At 71.3% G+C, this 19,171-nt stretch carries 14 protein-coding genes and 1 pseudogene; 9 read left to right on the top strand and 6 right to left on the bottom strand.

Translation table 11 applies throughout. The features are described 5' to 3' along the window. The first annotated feature begins 14 nt into the window (after positions 1-14). Together ACZ7PG_RS27735 and ACZ7PG_RS27730 are read left to right on the top strand one after the other, a co-directional pair. Positions 15-1,499 (top strand): serine/threonine-protein kinase, encoded by a 1,485-nt coding sequence (locus tag ACZ7PG_RS27735; RefSeq protein WP_470241977.1) that lies wholly within the window; start codon positions 15-17, stop codon positions 1,497-1,499. A gap of 69 nt (positions 1,500-1,568) precedes the next feature. Beyond that, positions 1,569-2,678: pseudogene (locus ACZ7PG_RS27730) on the top strand (glycosyltransferase); the annotation flags it as partial. Between the two features lie 70 nt (positions 2,679-2,748). Here ACZ7PG_RS27730 and ACZ7PG_RS27725 read toward each other — a convergent pair. Beyond that, positions 2,749-5,994 (bottom strand): GH92 family glycosyl hydrolase, encoded by a 3,246-nt coding sequence (locus ACZ7PG_RS27725; RefSeq protein ID WP_470241976.1) that lies wholly within the window; start codon positions 5,992-5,994, stop codon positions 2,749-2,751. 103 nt (positions 5,995-6,097) lie between these two features. Beyond that, a complete protein-coding gene (gene pdxR / locus ACZ7PG_RS27720) occupies positions 6,098-7,414 on the bottom strand; it encodes a MocR-like pyridoxine biosynthesis transcription factor PdxR (RefSeq protein WP_470241975.1) in 1,317 nt (438 codons plus the stop codon). Positions 7,415-7,461: 47 nt separating this feature from the next. On the opposite strand from pdxR, the gene ACZ7PG_RS27715 reads away from it, so the two are divergent. Then, positions 7,462-8,457, top strand: coding sequence for an aldo/keto reductase (locus ACZ7PG_RS27715; RefSeq protein ID WP_470241974.1), 996 nt, complete (start codon positions 7,462-7,464; stop codon positions 8,455-8,457). Here the strand turns inward: ACZ7PG_RS27715 and ACZ7PG_RS27710 are convergent, their stop codons facing one another. Together ACZ7PG_RS27710 and ACZ7PG_RS27705 are read right to left on the bottom strand one after the other, a co-directional pair. Further along, complete coding sequence (locus ACZ7PG_RS27710) at positions 8,458-9,081, bottom strand: response regulator (RefSeq protein ID WP_470241973.1); 624 nt, start codon at positions 9,079-9,081, stop codon at positions 8,458-8,460. Next, the gene (locus tag ACZ7PG_RS27705; protein WP_470241972.1) at positions 9,078-10,229 is read right to left on the bottom strand and encodes a sensor histidine kinase; all 1,152 of its coding nucleotides are present in this window, start codon (positions 10,227-10,229) and stop codon (positions 9,078-9,080) included. Before ACZ7PG_RS27705 ends, ACZ7PG_RS27710 begins: the two co-directional genes overlap by 4 nt. A 103-nt stretch (positions 10,230-10,332) precedes the next feature. Between ACZ7PG_RS27705 and ACZ7PG_RS27700 the strand changes: the two genes are divergently transcribed. Beyond that, complete coding sequence (locus ACZ7PG_RS27700; protein ID WP_470241971.1) at positions 10,333-10,848, top strand: GlcG/HbpS family heme-binding protein; 516 nt, start codon at positions 10,333-10,335, stop codon at positions 10,846-10,848. 10 nt (positions 10,849-10,858) lie between these two features. Further along, positions 10,859-12,061 (top strand): amidohydrolase family protein, encoded by a 1,203-nt coding sequence (locus ACZ7PG_RS27695; RefSeq protein ID WP_470241970.1) that lies wholly within the window; start codon positions 10,859-10,861, stop codon positions 12,059-12,061. Here the strand turns inward: ACZ7PG_RS27695 and ACZ7PG_RS27690 are convergent. Continuing rightward, positions 12,051-12,881 carry a LysR family transcriptional regulator gene (locus ACZ7PG_RS27690; RefSeq protein WP_470241969.1) on the bottom strand — a complete coding sequence of 277 codons (831 nt, stop codon included), beginning with the start codon at positions 12,879-12,881 and terminating at the stop codon, positions 12,051-12,053. The two genes, ACZ7PG_RS27695 and ACZ7PG_RS27690, sit on opposite strands and share 11 nt — an antisense overlap. A gap of 83 nt (positions 12,882-12,964) precedes the next feature. Here ACZ7PG_RS27690 and ACZ7PG_RS27685 point away from each other — a divergent pair, with 83 nt between their 5' ends. Next, a complete protein-coding gene (locus ACZ7PG_RS27685; RefSeq protein ID WP_470241968.1) occupies positions 12,965-14,209 on the top strand; it encodes an MFS transporter in 1,245 nt (414 codons plus the stop codon). A gap of 86 nt (positions 14,210-14,295) precedes the next feature. Next, on the top strand, positions 14,296-14,481 hold the full coding sequence (locus ACZ7PG_RS27680) for a hypothetical protein (protein ID WP_470241967.1): 186 nt from the start codon (positions 14,296-14,298) through the stop codon (positions 14,479-14,481). 41 nt (positions 14,482-14,522) lie between these two features. Here ACZ7PG_RS27680 and ACZ7PG_RS27675 read toward each other — a convergent pair whose 3' ends face one another. Next, positions 14,523-17,426: an AfsR/SARP family transcriptional regulator gene (locus ACZ7PG_RS27675; RefSeq protein WP_470241966.1), complete on the bottom strand. Its 2,904-nt coding sequence runs from the start codon at positions 17,424-17,426 to the stop codon at positions 14,523-14,525. Between the two features lie 160 nt (positions 17,427-17,586). Here ACZ7PG_RS27675 and ACZ7PG_RS27670 point away from each other — a divergent pair, with 160 nt between their 5' ends. Further along, entirely contained in the window at positions 17,587-18,186 is a 600-nt protein-coding gene (locus ACZ7PG_RS27670) for a vWA domain-containing protein (RefSeq protein WP_470241965.1), read from the top strand. A 41-nt stretch (positions 18,187-18,227) separates the two neighbouring features. Then, positions 18,228-19,136, top strand: coding sequence for a hypothetical protein (locus ACZ7PG_RS27665; protein WP_470241964.1), 909 nt, complete (start codon positions 18,228-18,230; stop codon positions 19,134-19,136). Positions 19,137-19,171: the final 35 nt, after the last annotated feature.

Here is a 19,171-nt window from a genome sequence, read left to right as displayed (position 1 = left end):
TTTGGGAATGGTGGATGCTCGTGGAAAGTCGCCGGATCCGTGATCGGTACCGGCTGCTGGAGCCGATCGGCGGCGGCGCGATGGGCACGGTGTGGCGGGCCCAGGACGAAATGCTCGGCCGCACCGTGGCGATCAAGGAACTCCTGCTGCCGCACGACCACGACGAGCACCGCACCGAAGAGGCGAAGAACCGCGCGATGCGCGAGGCGCGGATCGCCGCCCGGCTGCAGCATTCCCACGCGATCACGGTGTTCGCCGTCCTCGAGGAGGAGGACCGGCCGTGGTTGATCATGGAGTACCTGCCGTCGAAGAGTTTCGCCGTCCAGATCCAGGACGCGCCCGTGTCCGTCGACGACGCCATCCGCGTCGGCGCGCAGATCAGCTCGGCGCTGGCCGGCGCCCACCGCGTGGGCATCGTGCACCGCGACGTGAAGCCGGCCAACATCCTGGTTTCCGACGACGGCACGGCGAAGATCACCGACTTCGGCATCTCCCGCGCGATCGGTGACGTCAAGCTCACCGCCACCGGCGAGATCGCCGGCACGCCCGCGTACCTGGCGCCCGAGGTGGCCCGCGGCGAGGACGCGGACTTCGCCGCCGACGTCTTCTCCCTCGGCGCGACGCTGTACGCCGCCGTCGAGGGGCAGCCGCCGTACGGCACGGCGGACAACCCGATCGCCTTGCTCTACAAGGCGTCCAGCGGGGAGATCGAGCCGCCGGCCAAGGCGGAGCGGCTGACCCCGCTGCTGGAGCGGATGCTCGCGAGCGACCCGGCCGAACGGCCGTCGATGGACGAGGTCGAGCAGGAGCTGCGGGCACTGCTGCCGGACGCGGAGCCGGGCGAGTCGGTCCTCGCGGCGACGGTGCCCGAGGCCGACGTCGCCGACGTGCCGGCCGCGGTGCCGACCGTCCCGGCCGCCGTCGCCGTGCCGCCGCCGGGTGAGGTCGCCGCGGTGTCGCCGGGTGCGCGCAAGGGCATGATCGCGGTCGGAGCGGGCGCGGCGCTGCTGTGCGTCGCGGTCGTCGTCGCGATCCTGCTGGTCGTGCGGCAGAAAGCGCCGGCGGACACCGCCGCCCCGCCGCCCGCGACGCAGCCGTCGACCTCGGTGTCCGTGACACCTCCGTCATCTGCGTCACCTTCGCCGTCGCCTACCCCGACCCCGTCGACCACGGCGCCTTCCACTTCGACGCCGGTCTCGCCGGTGTCCTCGACGACGAGCGCCGCGGACGCGCTCTCGGCCTACTACCGGCTGTTGCCCGGCAACCTGCCGGCGGCGTGGAACCTCCTGACCGACCACTTCAAGGCCTCCCGGAGCCAGACGTACGAGACGTACAAGAACTTCTGGAGCCGGTACAAGTCGGTGACCGCGACCAACGTGAAGGAAGCCGGCCCCGGCAGGGTGACCGCGACCGTCCTCTACGACGGTGGCAAGGCCGAGACCGACACCTTCACGATGGTCCAGGTGAACGGCACTTGGATGATTGACTCCCAGGGCTGAACCGACTCGCGTCCGGCCACGTGTGACAGATGAGGCGTCACCGTCGTCGACCGCGCTGGAGGTAGCCGTGTCCAGTTCCACCGCTCTGCTCCGGCGCTCGCGATGAGGCCCGCGGACCCGATGGTGTTCATCCTCCCGGCCGCGCCGCCGGGGAGCGACACCTACGACAAGCGGATGTGCAAGAACCTGCCCGTCGTCGGCCAGCCGGTGCTGGAGCTGCCGATGACCGGCGACTGGCCCGAGCCCGACGCGACGTCCAGACGTCGCCTGGCCAGATCCCTGGCCGCGTTGCCGGACCGGACGGTGGTGCTGCTCGACGGCGTGATCGCCTCGGGCGTGCCCGAGATCGTCGTCCCGCACGCGCGCCGGCTGCGGCTGGCGGTGCTGGTGCACCAGGCCCTGGCCGACGAGCCGGGCCTCGACCCGTCGCACGCGGCGGAGCTGGACGCGTGCGAGCGTGAAACCCTGCGGATGGCGGGCATGGTCGTGGCGACCAGCCCGTGGCTCGCTCGCCTGCTGATCGACCGCCACGACCTGGACCCGGGCCGCGTGTACGTGGCCAAGCCGGGCACCGACGCGGCCCCACTGGCAGCGGGCGCGGACGGCGTGTCCCGGCTGCTGTGCGTCGGCGACGTGACCCGCCGCAACGGCCAGGACCTGCTGGTCCAGGCCCTCGGCGAGGTCGACCACCTCGCACTGTCTTGTGTCATGGCCGGCTCGCTGGAGGCGGACCGGGGGTACGTGGACGAGCTCGGCTGGTCGATCGAGCGCCTAGGACTCGGCGGCCGCATCACACTGGCGGGCGACGCGGTGGACCTGGGAGACGCCTACAACGCGGCGGACCTGCTGGTGATCCCGGCCCGCGCGGCGACGTCGGGCATGTTCGTCGCGCAGGCACTGGCCCGAGGAATCCCGGTACTGGCCACCGAGGTGGGCGGAGTGTACGACGCACTGGGCGTCGACGCGGATGGTGAAATGCCGGGGCTGCTGGTGGCCCCGAACGACCCGTTCGCCCTGGCTGACGCGCTGCACCGCTGGTACGCGGACCCGGAGTTGCGCCGGTCGTTGAGAACGGCGGCGCTGGGTCGGGGGAGCGCGCTGGAGGAGTGGGAGGCCGCGGCCCGCCGGCTGACGCAGGCGTTGTCGAAGCTGGCTTCCGAGCCCCGCATCGTCGCCTGACCGATCCCGAAAGCGGTGAAGGCCCCCTTGCCTGCCGGTAAGGGGGCCTTCACCGCTTTTCAGTCGGGGCTCACGCCAGGGTGAGTGCGTAGATCTCGACCCGCGGGTCGTTCGGCAGGCTCACCGACTGCAGCGTCTTCCCACCATCCAACGCAGCCGACACCCCGAACAACCGCACCGGCGGGCCGTCGACTCCGCTGCCCGCCTTGATGCGGTGCGGCATGTCGAGCACCACCGACGCACCCGAACCCGCCCAGTCCGCGAACGTCACGGCCAAGTCCGCGCTGGTGCCGTCCGTGTAGTGCGCGGTCAGCGTCGTCGACACCGGCCCGTTGTGCGACGAACCCACAAGGCGAAGCGCCCCGTGCTGACCCGCCGGAAGCAGCAGCGACTGCCCACGGGCCTTCACGAAGTTCGCCGAAGTCCCCGACGCTTCCGGGGCCGCGTACGTCACGCCGTCCCAGGTCACCGGGCCCGCGGGCGGGAGCAGCGAGGCGTCGTAGCTCCAGCCGCCGCCGTCGAAGTTGCCCTCCGACGACGATGCCACCGTTGCCGTTCCGTCGTGGTTGTAGTCGCGGCCGAGGTCGACCGCGCACGACGTGCCGGCGGAAGCGCACGCCGACGGTGTTCGGACCTCGACCGTCGCCGAGCGGGTCACGCTGTTCGCGCCCAGCCCGGACACCTTGACCTGCACCGGGTACGTCCCGAGTGCGGTCCCGGCCGGCACCGTCACCGTGATCGGCACCGTCTTCTGCGTCGGCAGCCGTCCCGACCAGATCAGCTGGAGCTGGTCCGTACGCGCCTTCCACCCGGACGGCGCCGTCACCGACACGGTCACCGGCTGCAGCACCGGGTTCTGCGCGAGGACGTCCAGGTCGAGGTGCACCTGCTGCGCCGCGCCCGCCGGGATCACGACCGACGACTGCCGCAGCGACGCGTCGACGTGCCGCCGCAGGTCACCGACGGCGTTGTTCACCGACGGCGGCTCCGCACTGGCGGACGTCCCCCACGAAGACGGCTTCGACCCGAGCTTGTGCGAAAGCGTCCCGCCGTGCGCCAGCGAAGACCAGTCCAGCGACGTCTGCCGGACGTCCCGCCCGTTCAACGACACGCTCTGGACGTACCGGTTCGCGTCGGAAGCACCCGGCGCGTTCACGGTCAGCGTGCCGCCCTGCGACCGGCCGTACTGTCCGATCCGGACGGTCGCCGACTCGAACTGCGGGCTCGACACCGCGAGGAAGTTCGCGCCGCTCATCGTCGGGTACAGCCCGAGCGAAGAGAACACGTACCAGGCGGACATCGTGCCGAGGTCGTCGTTGCCGGTCATGCCGTCCGGGCCGGTGGTGAACAGCGTCATCGCCGCGCGGACGACGGTCGCGGTCTTCGCCGGCGCGCCGACCCAGTTGTACATGTACGGCGCGAGCAGGTCGGGCTCGTTGTTCGGGTTGTAGGTCGCCTTGCCGTAGTAGTCGTACGGGCTGGAGATCCAGTCGTTGCGCGCCGTCCCGGCGGGATCCGAAAGCAGCTTGTCGTAGGCGAAGAACGAGTCGAGCCGCTTCTGCGTCGCGGGCTTGCCGCCCATCAGCGAGACGAGCCCGGCCGGATCCTGCGGAACGAGCCACTGGTACTGGTAGGCGCCGCCTTCGTGGAACTGGTGGTCGGCGTCGACCGGGTTGTACGGCGTCAGCCAGGTGCCCTCGGTCGTGCGGGGCCGGAACGCCTGCGTCGAGGAGTCCCACAGGTTCTTGTACCACTGGCCGCGGTCGGCGAACATCCGCGCGTCGGCCTGGTGGTTCAGTCCCTTCGCCATCAACGCCAGCGCCGCGTCGGCCGCCGAGTACTCCATGGTCGCGGACGCCGGGTGCTCGCAGTCGTTGTCGCCGCCCTTGGCCGCGCAGTCCTTGCCGAGCTCCAAGCCGCTCGGGATGTACCCGCGGTCGTTGTAGTAGTTGACGCCGGAACGCCCGTTGTACGGCGAGTCGGCGGGCGGCGTGCTCGTCGCGTTCTTCTTGAGCAGCGCGTACGCCTCTTCTTCGTGCCCGGCGAGCAGGCCCTTCGACCACGCCTCGACGAGGAACGGCGTCACCGGGTCGCCGGTCATGATGTTGGTTTCGCTCTCCGCCAGCGCCCACCTCGGCAGCCACCCGCCGTCCCGGCCGATGGCGACGACCGACAGCGCGACGTCCCGCGCTACCTGCGGTTCGAGCATTTCGAGGAGCTGGTTCTGCGGGCGGTAGGTGTCCCACAGCGAGAAGTTCTGGTATGGCGTGTAGCCGCTCGCGGTGTGCACCTTGCCGTCGAAGCCGGTGTACGCGCCGTCGGTGTCGCCGGCCAGGTTCGGGTGCAGCTGCGCGTGGTAGAGCGCGGTGTAGAAGGCCGTCTGCCGGTCGGCGGTGCCGCCGCCGATCTTGATCGCGCCGAGCCGGTCGGCCCACTGCTGGTGCAGCGCGGTCTTGGTGGCGTCGAAGTCGAAGTCCTTGGTCTCCGCTGCGAGGTTCTTCCGCGCGCCGTCGAGCCCGGTGTACGACAGGCCGACCTTGAGGACGACGTCGTGGTCGGTGGTCGCGTCGAAGCTGGCCCAGGCGCCGTTGCCACCGGTGCCCGCGGCGTCCCGGCTGCCTTCGGAGCGCGTCGAGCCGCGCCAGGTGCCGTACGAGCTGAACGGCCGGTCGAAGGTGGCGGTGAAGTAGACGGTGTGCTCGTCGTGCCCGGCGCAGAACCCGCCGGCCTTGACCCGGCCTTCGAGCGTCCGGTCGCCGACGACGTGGATCTCGGAGTCCTTGACGGACTGGTTGGCCTGGCCGGTGTTGAACAGGACGTTCGCCTGCCCGGTCGAGGGGAACGTGTAGCGCTGCCAGCCGGTGCGCGCGGTCGCCGTCAGCTCCGCGTTCACGCCGTACTTCTGCAGGCCGACGCGGTAGTAGCCGGGCTCGGCGTGCTCGTCGTCGTGGCTGTAGGGGGACTTGTAGGCGTCTTTGTCAACGTTGTCGACGGCCCCGGTGGTCGGCATGATCGGCAGTTCGCCCATCACGCCGCAGCCGACGCCGGACAGGTGCGTCTGGCTGAAGCCGTAGATCGCGTTCTGCAGGTAGTCGTAGCCGCCCTGCCCGCCGGTGTCCGGGCTGACCTGCACCATTCCGAACGGCGCGCTCGCGCCGGGGAACGTGTTGCCGAAGTTCTGCGTGCCGACGAACGGGTTGACCAGGCTCGTCGGATCCGTGCTTTGCGGGGCGGCTGCCGCCACCGCCGGCGCAAGCCCCGTGACGACCACCCCCACGGCCACCGCGGCGGCCAGCCGTCTGCTCTGCGACCACATGGGCGCACCTCCCAGGAGATGACAACGTTGTCAGAAGCGGACCTTTGGTCAGGCCCTCGGTTCGGTCAGCAGCTTTCCACCTCGATGGGCGTTTGAGAAGACCTCAACCGGCCACTTCGCGGAGTAACCGGGCGGCGGTCTCGACAGCGTTGTCAGCCAGGTTGCCGTAGCCGAGGACGAGCGCGGGCTCGCCGGGAGCCTCGCGGTAGTCGTCGAGATCGGCCACCTTCACGCCCTTGGCGCGCGCCCTCTTCGTCACTTCGGCCGCGTCCCGGTCCAGGTGCAGGAGGAGGTGCAGCCCGGCCGCCACCCCGGAAAGCCGCCCGGGCCCGAGCGCCTCGACGAGCCGGTCGCGCCGGGCGCGGTACCGCAGCCGCGCGGCCCGGAGGTGCCGGTCGTAGCCGCCGCTGTCGACGAACCCGGCGAGCGCGAGCTGGTCGACCACCGGCGGCGCGTGTCCCGGAAGAGTCCACTGTGGAGGGAGCGCGACCCAGCCGAGACCGAGCGCGGGACTGAGCGTCTTGCTGACCGAACCGAAGAGCGCGACCCGCCCCGGATCGGTGCCCTGCACCGTGCCGACGGGCCGCCGGTCGTAGCGGAACTCGGCGTCGTAGTCGTCTTCGAGGATCAGTCCGTCGACCTCCCGCGCCCAGGCGAGGAGTTCGGCGCGCCGCCGGGGCGAGAGGACGCTGCCGGTGGGGAACTGGTGCGCCGGCGTGACGAGCACGGCCCGCGTCCCGCGCGGGATCCGTCCGACGTCGACGCCCTCGTCGTCGACCGGCACCGGATCGATCGCCATCCCGGTCGCCGCGGCGGCGCGCCGGAGCCGTGTCCAACCGGGATCTTCGACGGCCAGCCGCGTGACGCCGTTCGCCTGAAGGGCACGGCAGACGCGGGTCACGCCGTCGGTGACGCCCCCGCAGATCACGACGTCGTCGGTTTCGGCGCCGCGGACCCGCCGCAGATAGCCGGCGAGGGTCTTGCGGAGCCGGGGATGACCGTCTCGATCGGGGAGCCCGAAGTCGGTGTGCGGCACGGTCGCGAGCACCCCGCGCACGGCGTCCGCCCAGCGTTGCCGCGGGAAGTGCCGCAAGTCGGGGAGTCCGGGCGCGAGGTCGTACCGCGGTGGCGCCGGCCGGGTCGGCGGCTTGGCCGTGACGGCGTCCCCGACCCGCCGCACGCGCGTGGCCGAGCCGGCGCGCCCGTCGAGGTAACCCTCGGCGACGAGCTGGGCGTAGGCCTGCGTGACGACCCACCGCGAGCACCCGAGGTCGGCCGCGAGCTGCCGGCTCGGCGGTACGGAGACGCCGTCATCGAGCCCGCGGATCGCCCGGCGCAGGGCGCGCGCGAGCTGGTCGTGCTTCGGCCCCGGCCCGCTCAGCTCCAGCAGGACGCCCCAATTGGTCTGTGATCCGGCCACGTCATTGGACTGTAGTACCGGACCGATCCGGCCTTAGGTTCGTCGGCATGAAGAAGGTGGAACTGGGCCGGACCGGCCAGGAGGTCAGCCAGGTGTCGCTGGGCTGCATGACGATGGGAACGTCGACCGACGAGCCGGCGTCGGCCCGCATCCTGGACGCGTACCTCGCCGCGGGCGGCGACTTCCTGGACACGGCGAACTGCTACGCGTGGTGGGCGGGCCCGTCGTTCGCCGGCGGCGAGAGCGAAACCGTCCTCGGGCGCCTCTTGAAGGGCCGCCGCGACCGCGTCTTCCTGGCGACGAAGGTGGCCGCGGGCATCAGGGACCTCCCCGCGGCCCGTGCGGCTTCCCGCCCGGACGGTTCGACGGACTGGGAGGCACGCGAGCGCACCTACGAAGGCGCGAGCGCCGCGGTGATCCGGCGAGAGGTCGAGGAAAGCCTGCGGCGCTTGGGGACCGACCACATCGACCTGTACTACGTCCACGTCGACCTCCGCCGGGAGCCGCTGGAGGAGACACTGTCCGCATTGGACGGTTTGGTCCGCGCCGGCAAGATCCGGTACACCGGCTGGAGCAACGTCCGGACCTGGCGCCTGGAGCGCATCCGCGCCCTGGCCGCGGCCAACGGCTGGGCGTCCCCGGTGGCGGTCCAGGTCCAGCACTCCTACCTGCGCCCGGCCGGTGCCGACGTCCCGTCGATCGCGGGCGGCGAGCTGCTGGACTGGCTGGCGTCGCACCCGGACGTCTCGCTGGCGGCGTATTCGTCGCTGCTGCGCGGAATCTACGACGACCCGGTCTACCGTGCGTCGACGCCGATTTGGCGTGCGTACGCGGGCCCGGAGTCGGAGGCGCGGCTGGCCGCGGTGGCGAAGGTGGCGTCATCGCTGGGCGCGTCCGGCAACCAGGTGGCGCTCGCGTGGTTGCTCCACAAGGGAGTGATCCCGCTGATCGGACCGCGGACGTGGGAGCACTACGAGTCGATCGCCCCGGCGTTCACCCTGGAGCTCCCGGCGGAACATATGTCCATATTGGACAACGCGTGATCAGTCGAGCAGCCGCTGTTCCTTCGCCACCGCGACGGCCCCGGCGCGGGTGTCCACGGCGAGCTTCCCGTAGATCCGGCCCAGGTGGGTCTTCACCGTCGCCTCGCTGATGAACAGCGCGCGGGCGATCTCCTTGTTGCCCAGGCCCTGCGCGAGCTGGCGGAGGATGTCGCGTTCGCGGTCGGTCAGCGTCGGCCGCGGGGCGCGCAGCTGGGCCATCATCCGGTCGGCGACCGGCGGGGACACGGCGGTGCGCCCGGCCGCGGCCGCGTCGATCGCGGCGTACAGCTCGGTGGCGGACCCGGCTTTGAGGAGGTAGCCGGTGGCACCGGCGGCGATCGCGCGGCTGATGTCCGCGTCGGTGTCGTAGGTCGTCAGCACCAGGATCCGGGGCGCGCTGGGGGTGCTCCGGATCCGCCGCGTCGCCTCGATCCCGTCGATGCCGTCGCCGAGCTGGATGTCCATCAGGACGACGTCGGGGTGCAGGGCCGCGGCGGTCGCGACCGCTTCCTCCCCGCTCGCCGTCTCCCCGACGACCTCGATGCCGTCCGCGCCCGACAGCAGGGCACGCAGGCCGGCGCGGACGACCGCGTGGTCGTCGCAGACCAAGACACGAATGCTCACTGGGCCTCCAGGGGGATCGCGGCGGAGATCACGGTGCCTTGGCCGGGCGCGGACTCCACGGTCAGCCTGCCACCGAGCTGCTGGGCGCGGACTCGCATGGCCGGCAGGCCGTGACCGCGTTCGCCCTCGGGTGCCGACTCGACGAAGCCGCGGCCGTCGTCGGCGACGTCCAGCACGACCTGGTCGTCGAGGTAGGTGAGGGTGAGGACGACCCGGCCGGCGTCGGCGTGCTCGCGCGCGTTGGCCAGCGCGCCCTGGGCGATCCGGACCACAGTGGACTGGACGCGCTCCGGCAGCGGCCGCCCGGCGCCGTCGATGCGGACGTCGACCGGCAGCCCGGCCCGGCCGGCCACCGCGCGCAACGCCTCTTCGAGCGTCGCGTCGGCGAGGTCGGCGGGCGCGAGGTCCTGGACGAGCCGGCGTGCCTCCGAGAGGTTGCCCGCGCCGATGCGCTGCGCGGACCGCAGGTGTTCGCGCGCCAGTTCGGGCTGCTCCCAGGCCTGGTCGGCGGCCTGCAGCAGCATCGCCTGGCTGGACAGGCCCTGCGCGAGGGCGTCGTGCAGCTCCCGCGACACGCGGTGCCGCTCGGCCAGCACACCGGCGCGTCGCTCGGACTCGCGCAGCCGTTCGGCTTGGCGCCGCATGAAGGTGATGACCGCGGCGGTGACGGCCGCGATGGCGATCGGGACGATGGTCAGGTTCGGGTCGAAGCCGTCGGCCAGCCGGTTCTGCGAGACGACCACCAGCGCCGTGATCACGGCGACCAGCGCGAGGGCCTGCCCGGCCGGCAGCGTGCGCAGGCCGGTGACCAGCAGGGGGATGGCCGACCAGGCGAAGCTGGGGGCGAGCACCACCAGCACCACCCAGAGCGCCAGGACCACGGTCAGCCAGAGCAGGTACCGGCGCTCGAGGAACAGGCCCGCGCCGTACGCGACGACCAGTGCGCCGGTGAACGCGATCACCCAGGGGGCCAGGGGGTTGCCGTCGTGACGCGTCAGGAAGCGGACCGCCGAGGCGAGCACCAGCAGCACGAACGCCGAGTGCATGACCGCGGCGAGCCACCGCGCGTCGGAGTCGGCCGTCATGCCGTCCATGCTCGCTCCCTTCGGTCCCGGCACCAGCGTCAGCCGGGCGGAACGGCCGCGCATCAGCCGATCGGATGACCCGGTGGTCGGCCGGGACGATGACCGGATCGTCCGTGCGGCGGGGTGAAGGTGGAGTCAACGCACTTCCGAACCCGAGGAGCAGACCATGATCTCGACCCGTACCCGGATCGCCGCCGCCGTCGCCGGACTCGCCGCGGTCGGCGCCACGACCGTCGGCGCCGTGTCCGCCACCGCGGCCCCGGCCGCGCCCAAGGACGTCATCCAGACTTCGCACCTGTCGATCGCCGCTGCTTCGAAAGCCGCCCAGGCCGCTTTGGACGCCGCGGGCAAGGCCGGTCAGCACGTGTCCGTCGCCGTCGTGGACCGCGACGGCAACACCATCCTGACCCTGCGCGGCGACGGCGCCGGCCCGCAGTCCTACAGCTCCGCCCAGGAGAAGGCGTTCACGGCGGTGTCGTGGAACGCCAAGACGTCCGAGCTGGTCGGCCGCCTGCAGCAGACCCCGACGCTCAAGGACATCGACGGCACGCTGTTCCTCGCCGGCGCCGTCCCGGTGACCGCGGGCTCCACCCCGATCGCCGCGGTCGGGGTCGCCGGCGCGCCGTCCGGTGCGCAGGACGAGGCGTTCGCGCAGGCCGGTGTGGACGCGCTGGGCAAGTAGCGTGTCCTCTGTGCTGATCAGTGATGTCCGCCCGTGGGGCGGTTCGCGAAGTGACGTCGAGCTGAGCGGCGACCGGATCGCGGCGTTCCGGCCGCACTCGCCGGGAGCGCCGGCTTCGATCGAAGGCCGCGGGCGGCTGCTGTTCCCGGCGTTCAGCGACGTCCACGTGCACCTCGACTCGACGCGGATCGGGCTGCCGTTCCGGCCGCACACCGGCGGCCCCGGCGTGGTGGCGATGATGACGAACGACCGGGAGAACTGGCGGTCCGCGGAGGTCCCGCTGCCCGAGCGGGTCGCCGGGACCCTCGAGCGAATGATCGCCCACGGCACCACGCGGGTCCGCAGCTACGCGCAGGTCGACGTCGACTGCCGGCTGGAGAAGCTCGACGCGGTGCTGGCCGCGCGCGAGAAGTTCGCGGACCAGGCCGAGGTGCACGTCATGGCGTTCGCGCAGGCGGGCATCCTGCGGGAACCGGGCACTTTGGACGTCCTGGACGCGGCGATGCGCTCCGGCGCGACGGTGATCGGCGGCATCGATCCGTGCACTTTGGACAAGGACCCCAAGGGACACCTGGACGCCGTGTTCGGCCTGGCGGAGAAGCACCAGGCGGAGATCGACATCCACCTGCACGAGCCCGGGCACCTCGGGCTGTTCTCGACGGACCTGGTGATCGAGCGCGTCCGCGCGCTGGACATGCGGGGCAAGGTGACGATGTCCCACGCGTACGACCTGGGCTCGATCTCCGAGTCGGTGAGCCGCCGGGTGATCGACGACTTCGCGTCGCTGGACATCGCGATGACGACGGTGGCGCCTTCTGCCGCCGGTCAACTGTCCCTTTTGGACTTGGTTGCTTCGGGTGTCCGCATCGGACTCGGTGAGGACGGCCAGCGGGACTACTGGAGCCCGTACGGCAACTGCGACCTGCTCGACCGGACGTGGCAGCTGGCGTTCACCCGCGGTTTCCGCCGCGACGCGGACATCGAGCTGGCACTGGCGGTGGCGACGATGGGCGGCGCGTCGATCATGAGCCACGACGTCCCGCGCCTGACCGGCGTTTCCGATCGCCCCGGCCTGGCCGCCGGTGATCGAGCGGACCTGGTGCTGGTGGACGGCGAAACGCCGACGAGCGCGGTGATGGACCGCGGTCGCGATCGGACAGTCGTTCACAACGGAGTCGTGGTGGCGGACGGCTTGTCCGTGGTCAAGCGGTAGCGAGCAGCGCGGCGATGCTGGGCTTGTGTTCGTCGCGGCGCCGCCATGTCAGGGTGACGTCGGTGGTCTCGCCGGCGAGCGGAACGGCGACGGCACCGGGGTGGTCGACCAGGGCGGGCACGATCCCGCAGCCCATCCCGGCGGCGACGCACCGCGCGAGGGCGGCGAGGCTGCCGACCTCGGTGTCGATGACGGGTCCGTCGAGCCGGTCCAGCATTTCCCGGAAGCCGCACCCCTTCGGCGTCGCCAGGAACCCGACCCCGCGAAGATCTCCGGGTACTGCTTTTTCCTTGCTCGCCAACGGGTGTCCGGGCGGGACGATGACGACGAGCGGCATCTCGCCGATCTTCCGGCTGGCGAAGGCGGGCTCGCCCGGCGCGTCGCCGAAGGTGAAGCAGACGTCCATTTCGGACTCCCGGACCCCGTGGTACAGCTCGCCGCGGCCGCCTTCCTTCAGCGTCAGCTTGACGCCCGGCCACCGCGTCCGGTAGTCGCTGAGGATGCCGGGAACCCAGTGCGCGCACAGGGTTTCGAGCGCGCCGATGGTCAGGTCGCCGTCGGGTTCGCCGCGTTCGTCGTCGACGGCGGCCTTGGCTTCTTCGACGAGTTCGAGCACCTGGTCGGCGTACCCGGACAGGCGTTTCCCGGCGGCGGTGAGTGTCCGGCTCGTCCGGTCGTAGAGCTTGGCGCCGAGCTCGGCTTCGAGGGCCTGGATCTGTTCGCTGACGCTGGACTGCGCGTAGTGCAGCTCGGCAGCGGCGTGGGTGAGGTTGAGCGTCCGCGCGACGACGCGGAAGGTGCGCAGGTGACGCAGTTCCATGAGGACCCCCATCGGCGTTCCCGATACCCGCCATCGTAACTGCCTGCTTCCGCCGATGTCACGGAGAGTCCAGGCTTCGGGTTGTGGCAAGACTCCTCGCAGGCCTCTCGCTGGGCTACTTCCTGGTCATGCTGGACACGACGATCGTGACGGTGGCGCTCCCCGCGTTGTCGCCGTCCTTGGCGGACCAGCAATGGATTTCGAACGGCTACACGCTGACGTTCGCGGCATTCCTCCTGACGGCCGGCGCGTGGTCGGACCGCTTCGGCGCGCGCCGCGTGTTCTTCACGGGCCTGACTTCGTTCGCTTTCTTGTCGGGCCTGTCGGCTTTCGCTTTCTCGCCGGCGGCGTTGATCGCCCTCCGCGCGTTGCTCGGAGTCGCGGGCGCGTTGCTGGTGCCGTCATCGCTGTCCCTGATCGCTTCGGCTTACCCATCCGCAGCCGCCCGGGCGAAGGCGATGGGCGTGTGGGCGGCGGTGAGCGGAACGGGCCTGGTGGCGGGCCCGCTCCTGGGCGGCCTCCTGACGCAGGCGTTCGGCTGGCGCGCGATCTTCGTGGTGAACGTCCCGGTGGCGCTGGTGGCACTGGCGCTGTCCCGCTCGGCCCCCGCGACGCCACCCAAGCCGCGACGAGTCGACCTGTTCGGCCAGATCACGGCCGTAGTCGCTTTGTCGACATTGACGTACGCGCTGGTCGAGGGCGACTTTTGGCTGCTGCCGGTGCCGGTGATCGCGGCCGCGGCGTTCGCGGCATCCCAACGCCGTCCGGGCGCGATGCTGCCGGTTTCCCTGCTTTCCTGGAACCTCCTGGCCGGCGCGATCGTGAACTTCGCCTTGTCGGGCGTGTTGTTCGTGCTGTCGCTGTACTTCCAGGAGACGCGCGGCTATTCACCGTCATCGACGGGCCTGGCATTCCTGCCATTGACGATCCCGACGGCGTTCAACCCGATCTTCACGGGCCGTCTGGTGGCCCGAATCGGCCCGCGCATCCCGGCGATATCGGGTTTCGTCCTGATGTCGACGGGCGCGCTCCTACAGGCATTCACGTCCTGGTCGGTAATAGCGCTCGCACTGCTGGGTTTCGGCGTATCCCTGGCGATCCCCTCGTTGCTGACGGCGGTGGTGGGATCGGCGCCACCGGAACTGGCCGGCGTCGCGGGCGGAGCACTGAACGCGTCCCGCCAGACGGGCGCGGTCCTGGGCGTGGCGATCTTGGGTGCGTTCCCGACCGCCACAGCTGCCCTGGTCGTCGCGGCGATCGTCCTGCTCGCCGGCGCCTTTCTGTTTCCTGTTTCCTATTCTCGTAGGCAACAGGAAACGCCTTGTTGACCCGTTCCACGTGACGAATCCTGGTTGCAGGGCCCGGAAATCCTCCGGAATCCCTGAAAAACAACCATTTCCTTGGAGGATTCGTCATGTCCATGCCCAAGAAGCTGGCCAGAATCGGCGGGCCCGTGCTCGCGCTCTGCATCGTGGCGGCGGTGCCGCTGATCGGGTCCACCTCGGCGTTCGCCGACGGGGACGACGGCGGCACCCCGCCGCCGCCCACCACCTCCGGCCCGCCGCCCGCGGGCACCAACGGCAACCCCTGGCACGGTTGACGTGCACCGGGCCGGCCGTGCCCCGGCCGGCCCGGAATGCGTCACTTCGTCGCGCAGGCGCATTCCAGCGCGGCGCGTTCGTCGCGCACTGCACCGGCTTCCGGCAAATCGAGAGCGTCGAATTCGGCCTCGGCGGCGTCCCAGTGCGTGACCGCATTGTCGTGCTCACCCAAGGCGTGCAGCGTCTCGGCGACACCGCGATGGGCGCGGGCCTGGTAAGCGCGGTTTCCGCTGCCGTCGGCCAGGTCCAAAGCCGCTTTGCACGCCGTCAAAGCGTCACGCTCCGCACCTCGGGCGAGCGCCGTCGCACCGCGGTCGAGGTAGAGCTGGGTGCGCAGGTCGGCGTCCGGCACGTTCGCCGCGACCTCACGAGCCTTATCGTGGTACCGCACGGCTTGGGCGAACTGGCCCTGTTGCCGGTGCACGTTGCCGATGTTGTTCAGCGCGTAGGCCTCGACGCAGTGGTCCCCGACCTCGGCGGCGTGTCCGTGCGCCTCCGTGTAGCTGGCCAGCGCCTCCGGCAGCAGACCCAGATTTTCCTGCACGGAACCGAGGTTGTTCAGCGCGTGCGCCACGCCCTGGACGTGGCCGATCTCGCGCAGCATCCGCGCGGCCGCCGAGTGCTGGCCCAGCGCGACGTCGAGGTTGCCGTGCTGCTCGTTGAGGTAGCCGAGCATGCTCAGCGCGTGGGCCTCGCCCCGCCGGTCCGCGGTGTGCTCGTACTTCGCCAGCGCGACCTCGAGGTGCGCGATCGCCTGCTCGTGCTTGCCCAGTTCCATCGTGGGAATCGCGAGTGCGCACAGCGTCGCCGCCTCGCCCCGCGTGTCGCCGAGGCGACGCCATTTCGGCAGCGCCCGCGCGGCCAGCTCCAGCGCCTCCGCGAGCTGCCCGCGCCGGTCGTGCGCGGTGGCCAGCCGCAGCAGCACGTGCGCCTGGCCGTAGTCGTTGCCCGGATCGGCCGAGACGGTCTCCCACGCGAGGTCGAGGGTGCCGATCCAGTCCTCGAACTGGTTGGTCGTGTTGAAGTAGCGCCACAGCAGCACGGCCAGCCGCCAGGTGTGCTCGGGCAGGTCGTGCCGGGCGGCGTAGTGGATCGCGGCCACGAGGTTGTCGCGCTCGGCGGCGATCCACCGCAGCCCGGCACCGGCGTCGGCGAAGTCCGGCGTCACCGCGCAGGACCGGTCGGACGCGGGCAGCTGCGCCCGGTCGAACGGGTACGCGGCGCCGACCGCGGCCGCCAGCGTGACGAGGTAGAAGTCGAGCAGCCGCACCAGCGCCCGCCCGGGCGCCGACTCGACGGCGGCGAACTCCTTGAGCGGGTCCAGCATCTGGTACCGCTCCGGCGCGGCCTCCTCCAGCAGGCTGACCTCGTGCAGGTCGTCGAGGAGCAGCCGGGCTTCGGTGACGTCGCACCCGGCCAGCGCGGCGCCGCCGATGACGTCGACGTCCGGCCCGGGCAGGCTGCCGAGCAGCCGGAACATGGCGCGCTGCGGCTCGCCGAGCTGCTGGTAGGACACCCGGACGGCGGCGGTGCCGTCGGCGTCGTCCGCGCCCCACGGCCCGTTCTCTTCCAACAGGTGGAGCAGGTGCTCCAGCGGCCACCGCTCGTGCCGCCGGAACAGCGCGGCCGCCACCCGGATCGGCATCGGCAGGAACCCGCAGCGCTTGACGATCAGCGCGACCTCGGCCGCCCGGCCGCGCACCCGCGGCGGGTCGGTCAGGGCGTGGAACAGCTCGGCCGCTTCCTCCGGCGGCAACGGCGAAAGCCGGATGTTCTCCCCGGTGTCCGCGTCGCCCATCCGCCGGCTGGTGACGACGGCGAGGCAGCCGTCGGCCTCGGGCAGCAGCGGCCGGATCTGCTCCGGCGACGCGGCGTTGTCCAGCACGACCAAGGTGCGCGTGCCCCACAGCGTGGTCTGGTAGAGCGTGACCTTCCGGCCGACGGTGGCCGGGATCTGCTCGGCGGGCACGCCGAGCTCGACCAGCAGCTCGGTGAGCGCGTCGCCGACGCTGGTCTCGGGGACGCCGGGGGTGAACCCGTTCAGCCGGGCGAGGAGCTGGCCGTCGGGGAAGCGGTCACGCAGGCGGTGCGCGGCTTCTACGGCGAGACCGGTCTTGCCGACACCCGGCGCGCCGCTGACCCAGACGGCGGGGCGCCCGGCCGCGGCGGCCGTCTCGATGGTCGCGATCTCGGCGGCGCGGCCGGTGAACCCACCGGGCCGCGACGGCAGTGAGCTGGGCGGCTCGCCGTGTTCGGCCCGCGCTGCGAGGTTGCGCAGCACGGGACCCGGCTCCATGCGCAGCTCATCGAGGGCGGCGCGAGTGCTGTTGAAGACGCGCAACGCGCCGACCCGGTCGCCGCCGGCGAGCAGGGCGCGCATGAGGAGCTGGGCGTGCTTCTGGCCGGCGGGATCGGACCGGACGAGCGGCCGCAGCCGGTCGCGCGCCGAGCGGTGGTCGCCGGTGTCGAGCTCCAGCTCGGCGAGGTCGCCGACGGCGTCGGCGTGGGTCTCCTCCGGGAACACGACCTCGGGACCGCCGACGCGGTCGATGTCGATGTCCTCGAGGAACCGCCCGCGCCACAGGCCGACGGCCTCCCGCAGCAGCTCGATCTTCCGCCGCGGGTCGTCGGTCCGGCCGGCCTCGGCCCGCAACCGGTCGAAGGTGACGGTGTCGAGCTGGTCGTCGCCGATCCGCAGCAGGTAGCCGGTCGGGGTGGTTTCGATGCTCACCCCGCCGGCCTGGACGACGTCGCGCAGCCGCTTGATGTAGCCGCGGATCAAGGTGGGCTTGGCTTCGCGGTCGGCCCAGACGATCTCGGCGAGGCGAGCGCTCGACACCGGCTTGTTGGCGTTCAGGAGCAACACGACGAGAACGAACCGTTGCTGCTGGTCACCCAGCTGTACCGGTGCGCCGTCGTGCCACGCCTCCAGCGGGCCGAGCATCCGAAACTCCACACAGCCTCCCCGGCCGTCAGCTTGCGTTCCCCGGTTGGTGTCGCGCAATCGGCCGTTGGAGTTTCGGTAATCCGCATTTCTTGCACGTTCGATACACGCCGGGTTGCCAGACTCCGCCGGTCGTATCAGGGGTGAAGGAGAAACGGGTATGGGGTCCGACGTGTTGCCGTGTTACGTGGCGTGCGACATCTCGCTTTCGATGGCCGACCACATCGACGAGCTCAACCGGGGACTGCGCGAGTTCCGCGGGGCGGTCCACGCGGACGCGTCGGTCGCCGACCGGGTGCTCTGCAGCGTCATCGGCTTCGGGGAGGAGCCGAAGGTCATGCACGGGCTGTACCTGCCGGGCGAGGTCGCGGAGCTGCCGTCGCCGGGACCGTGCGCGGGCACGAACTTCGGGCCGGTGTTCACGTGCCTGCGCTCGGTCATCGACATGGACATCCGGCTTCTGGAGACGCACCGGGTCCGCGTCCACCGGCCGTTGGTGTTCTTCCTGTCCGACGGCCAGCCGACGGACCCGGTGACCTGGCCATCGGCGTTTTCGTCGCTGTGCGACCCGGCCTGGCCCCGCCGACCCCGAGTGGTGGCGTTCGGAGTGGGCGACGCGGACGAAGAGGCACTGGGCCGCATCGGAACGTTCCGCACGTACTTGAGCCGCGACGGCGTCCGCCTGGGGACGGCGCTGATCGCCTCGGTGATGCACGTTCTGTCCACTTCCGGTCCACCGCCCGGTCGCACGCTGTCCTAGAGGGGGTGCTGGCCATGGAAACGCACTGAAGGAGAACGACCGTGGAGCGTTCCGAGCTGGTCCAGGAGCTGAAGACGTTGCGCAAGGGCCGAGGCTTGGCGGGCCGGGTGGACGACCGGGTCGGGCCGCGTCTCCGTTCGGCGTGCTCGGTCTCGGCGGAGGACGGGATGGTGGCGATCCGGGAGAAGGTGTCGGACCGCCTGTCCGGGCTGGCGGCCGACCTCCCGGAGGACCTCAGGGTGGCGGCGCTGGCGGCCTTCGCGATCTGCGCGGAGGCCCGCCAGCCGCTGTACCAGGACCGGGTCCGCTGGGCGGCTCAACGTCTGGACCGCGACCCTCGAACAGTCCGGCGCCGCGTCGACGAGGCGATCGACCTGCTGGCGGAGCTGGCCTCGGCGTCGTCCTCGCCCCCGGTTCCGTCGTCCGACGGCTGGCACACGGCATCGTTGTCGATCGCCGTGGTGCTGGACGAGCCACTGGTGCTCGAGCAGCGCCGCATCATCGCCGACCAGGACGGGCTCAGGTCCCTCGACCTGGCGGTGTCGCTTCCCGACGGACGCCCGTCGGCCACTGTCCTCTACGGAGGAACGTTGGTGGATCGAGGGATGGAGACGTCGTCCCGGTGGGGATACGGAGTGGAGCTGCCCCGCCCGCTGTCCCGGGGCGAGTCGTGCGAGGTGGCGATGGTGTTCCGCCCGCGGTCCCTGAGCCCGCACATGGTGTGCGTCCCCCGCAAGCCGTGCGAGTCGTTCGACTTGCGCGTCCGCTTCGGTGACGCTCCGCCTCCTTCGGAAGTCTGGGCGCTGGAGGGAGCGTTCCAGAGGGACGTATCGGACCCGGGCTACCACGGCCGGCGTGTTGACGTGGACGAGTCGGGGGAGGTCCACCTGCAGTTCCGAGGCCTCATGCCCGGCCTGGCGTACGGAGCCCGCTGGTCATCCGAACAGTAATGATCTCGGCGTAAGGTGCGATGACTGTGAGTGAA

Source organism: Amycolatopsis sp. NPDC114504 (assembly GCF_055633595.1).
The sequence above is the reverse complement of the archived record's forward strand: the minus strand, read 5'-3'. Positions and strand labels throughout refer to the sequence as shown.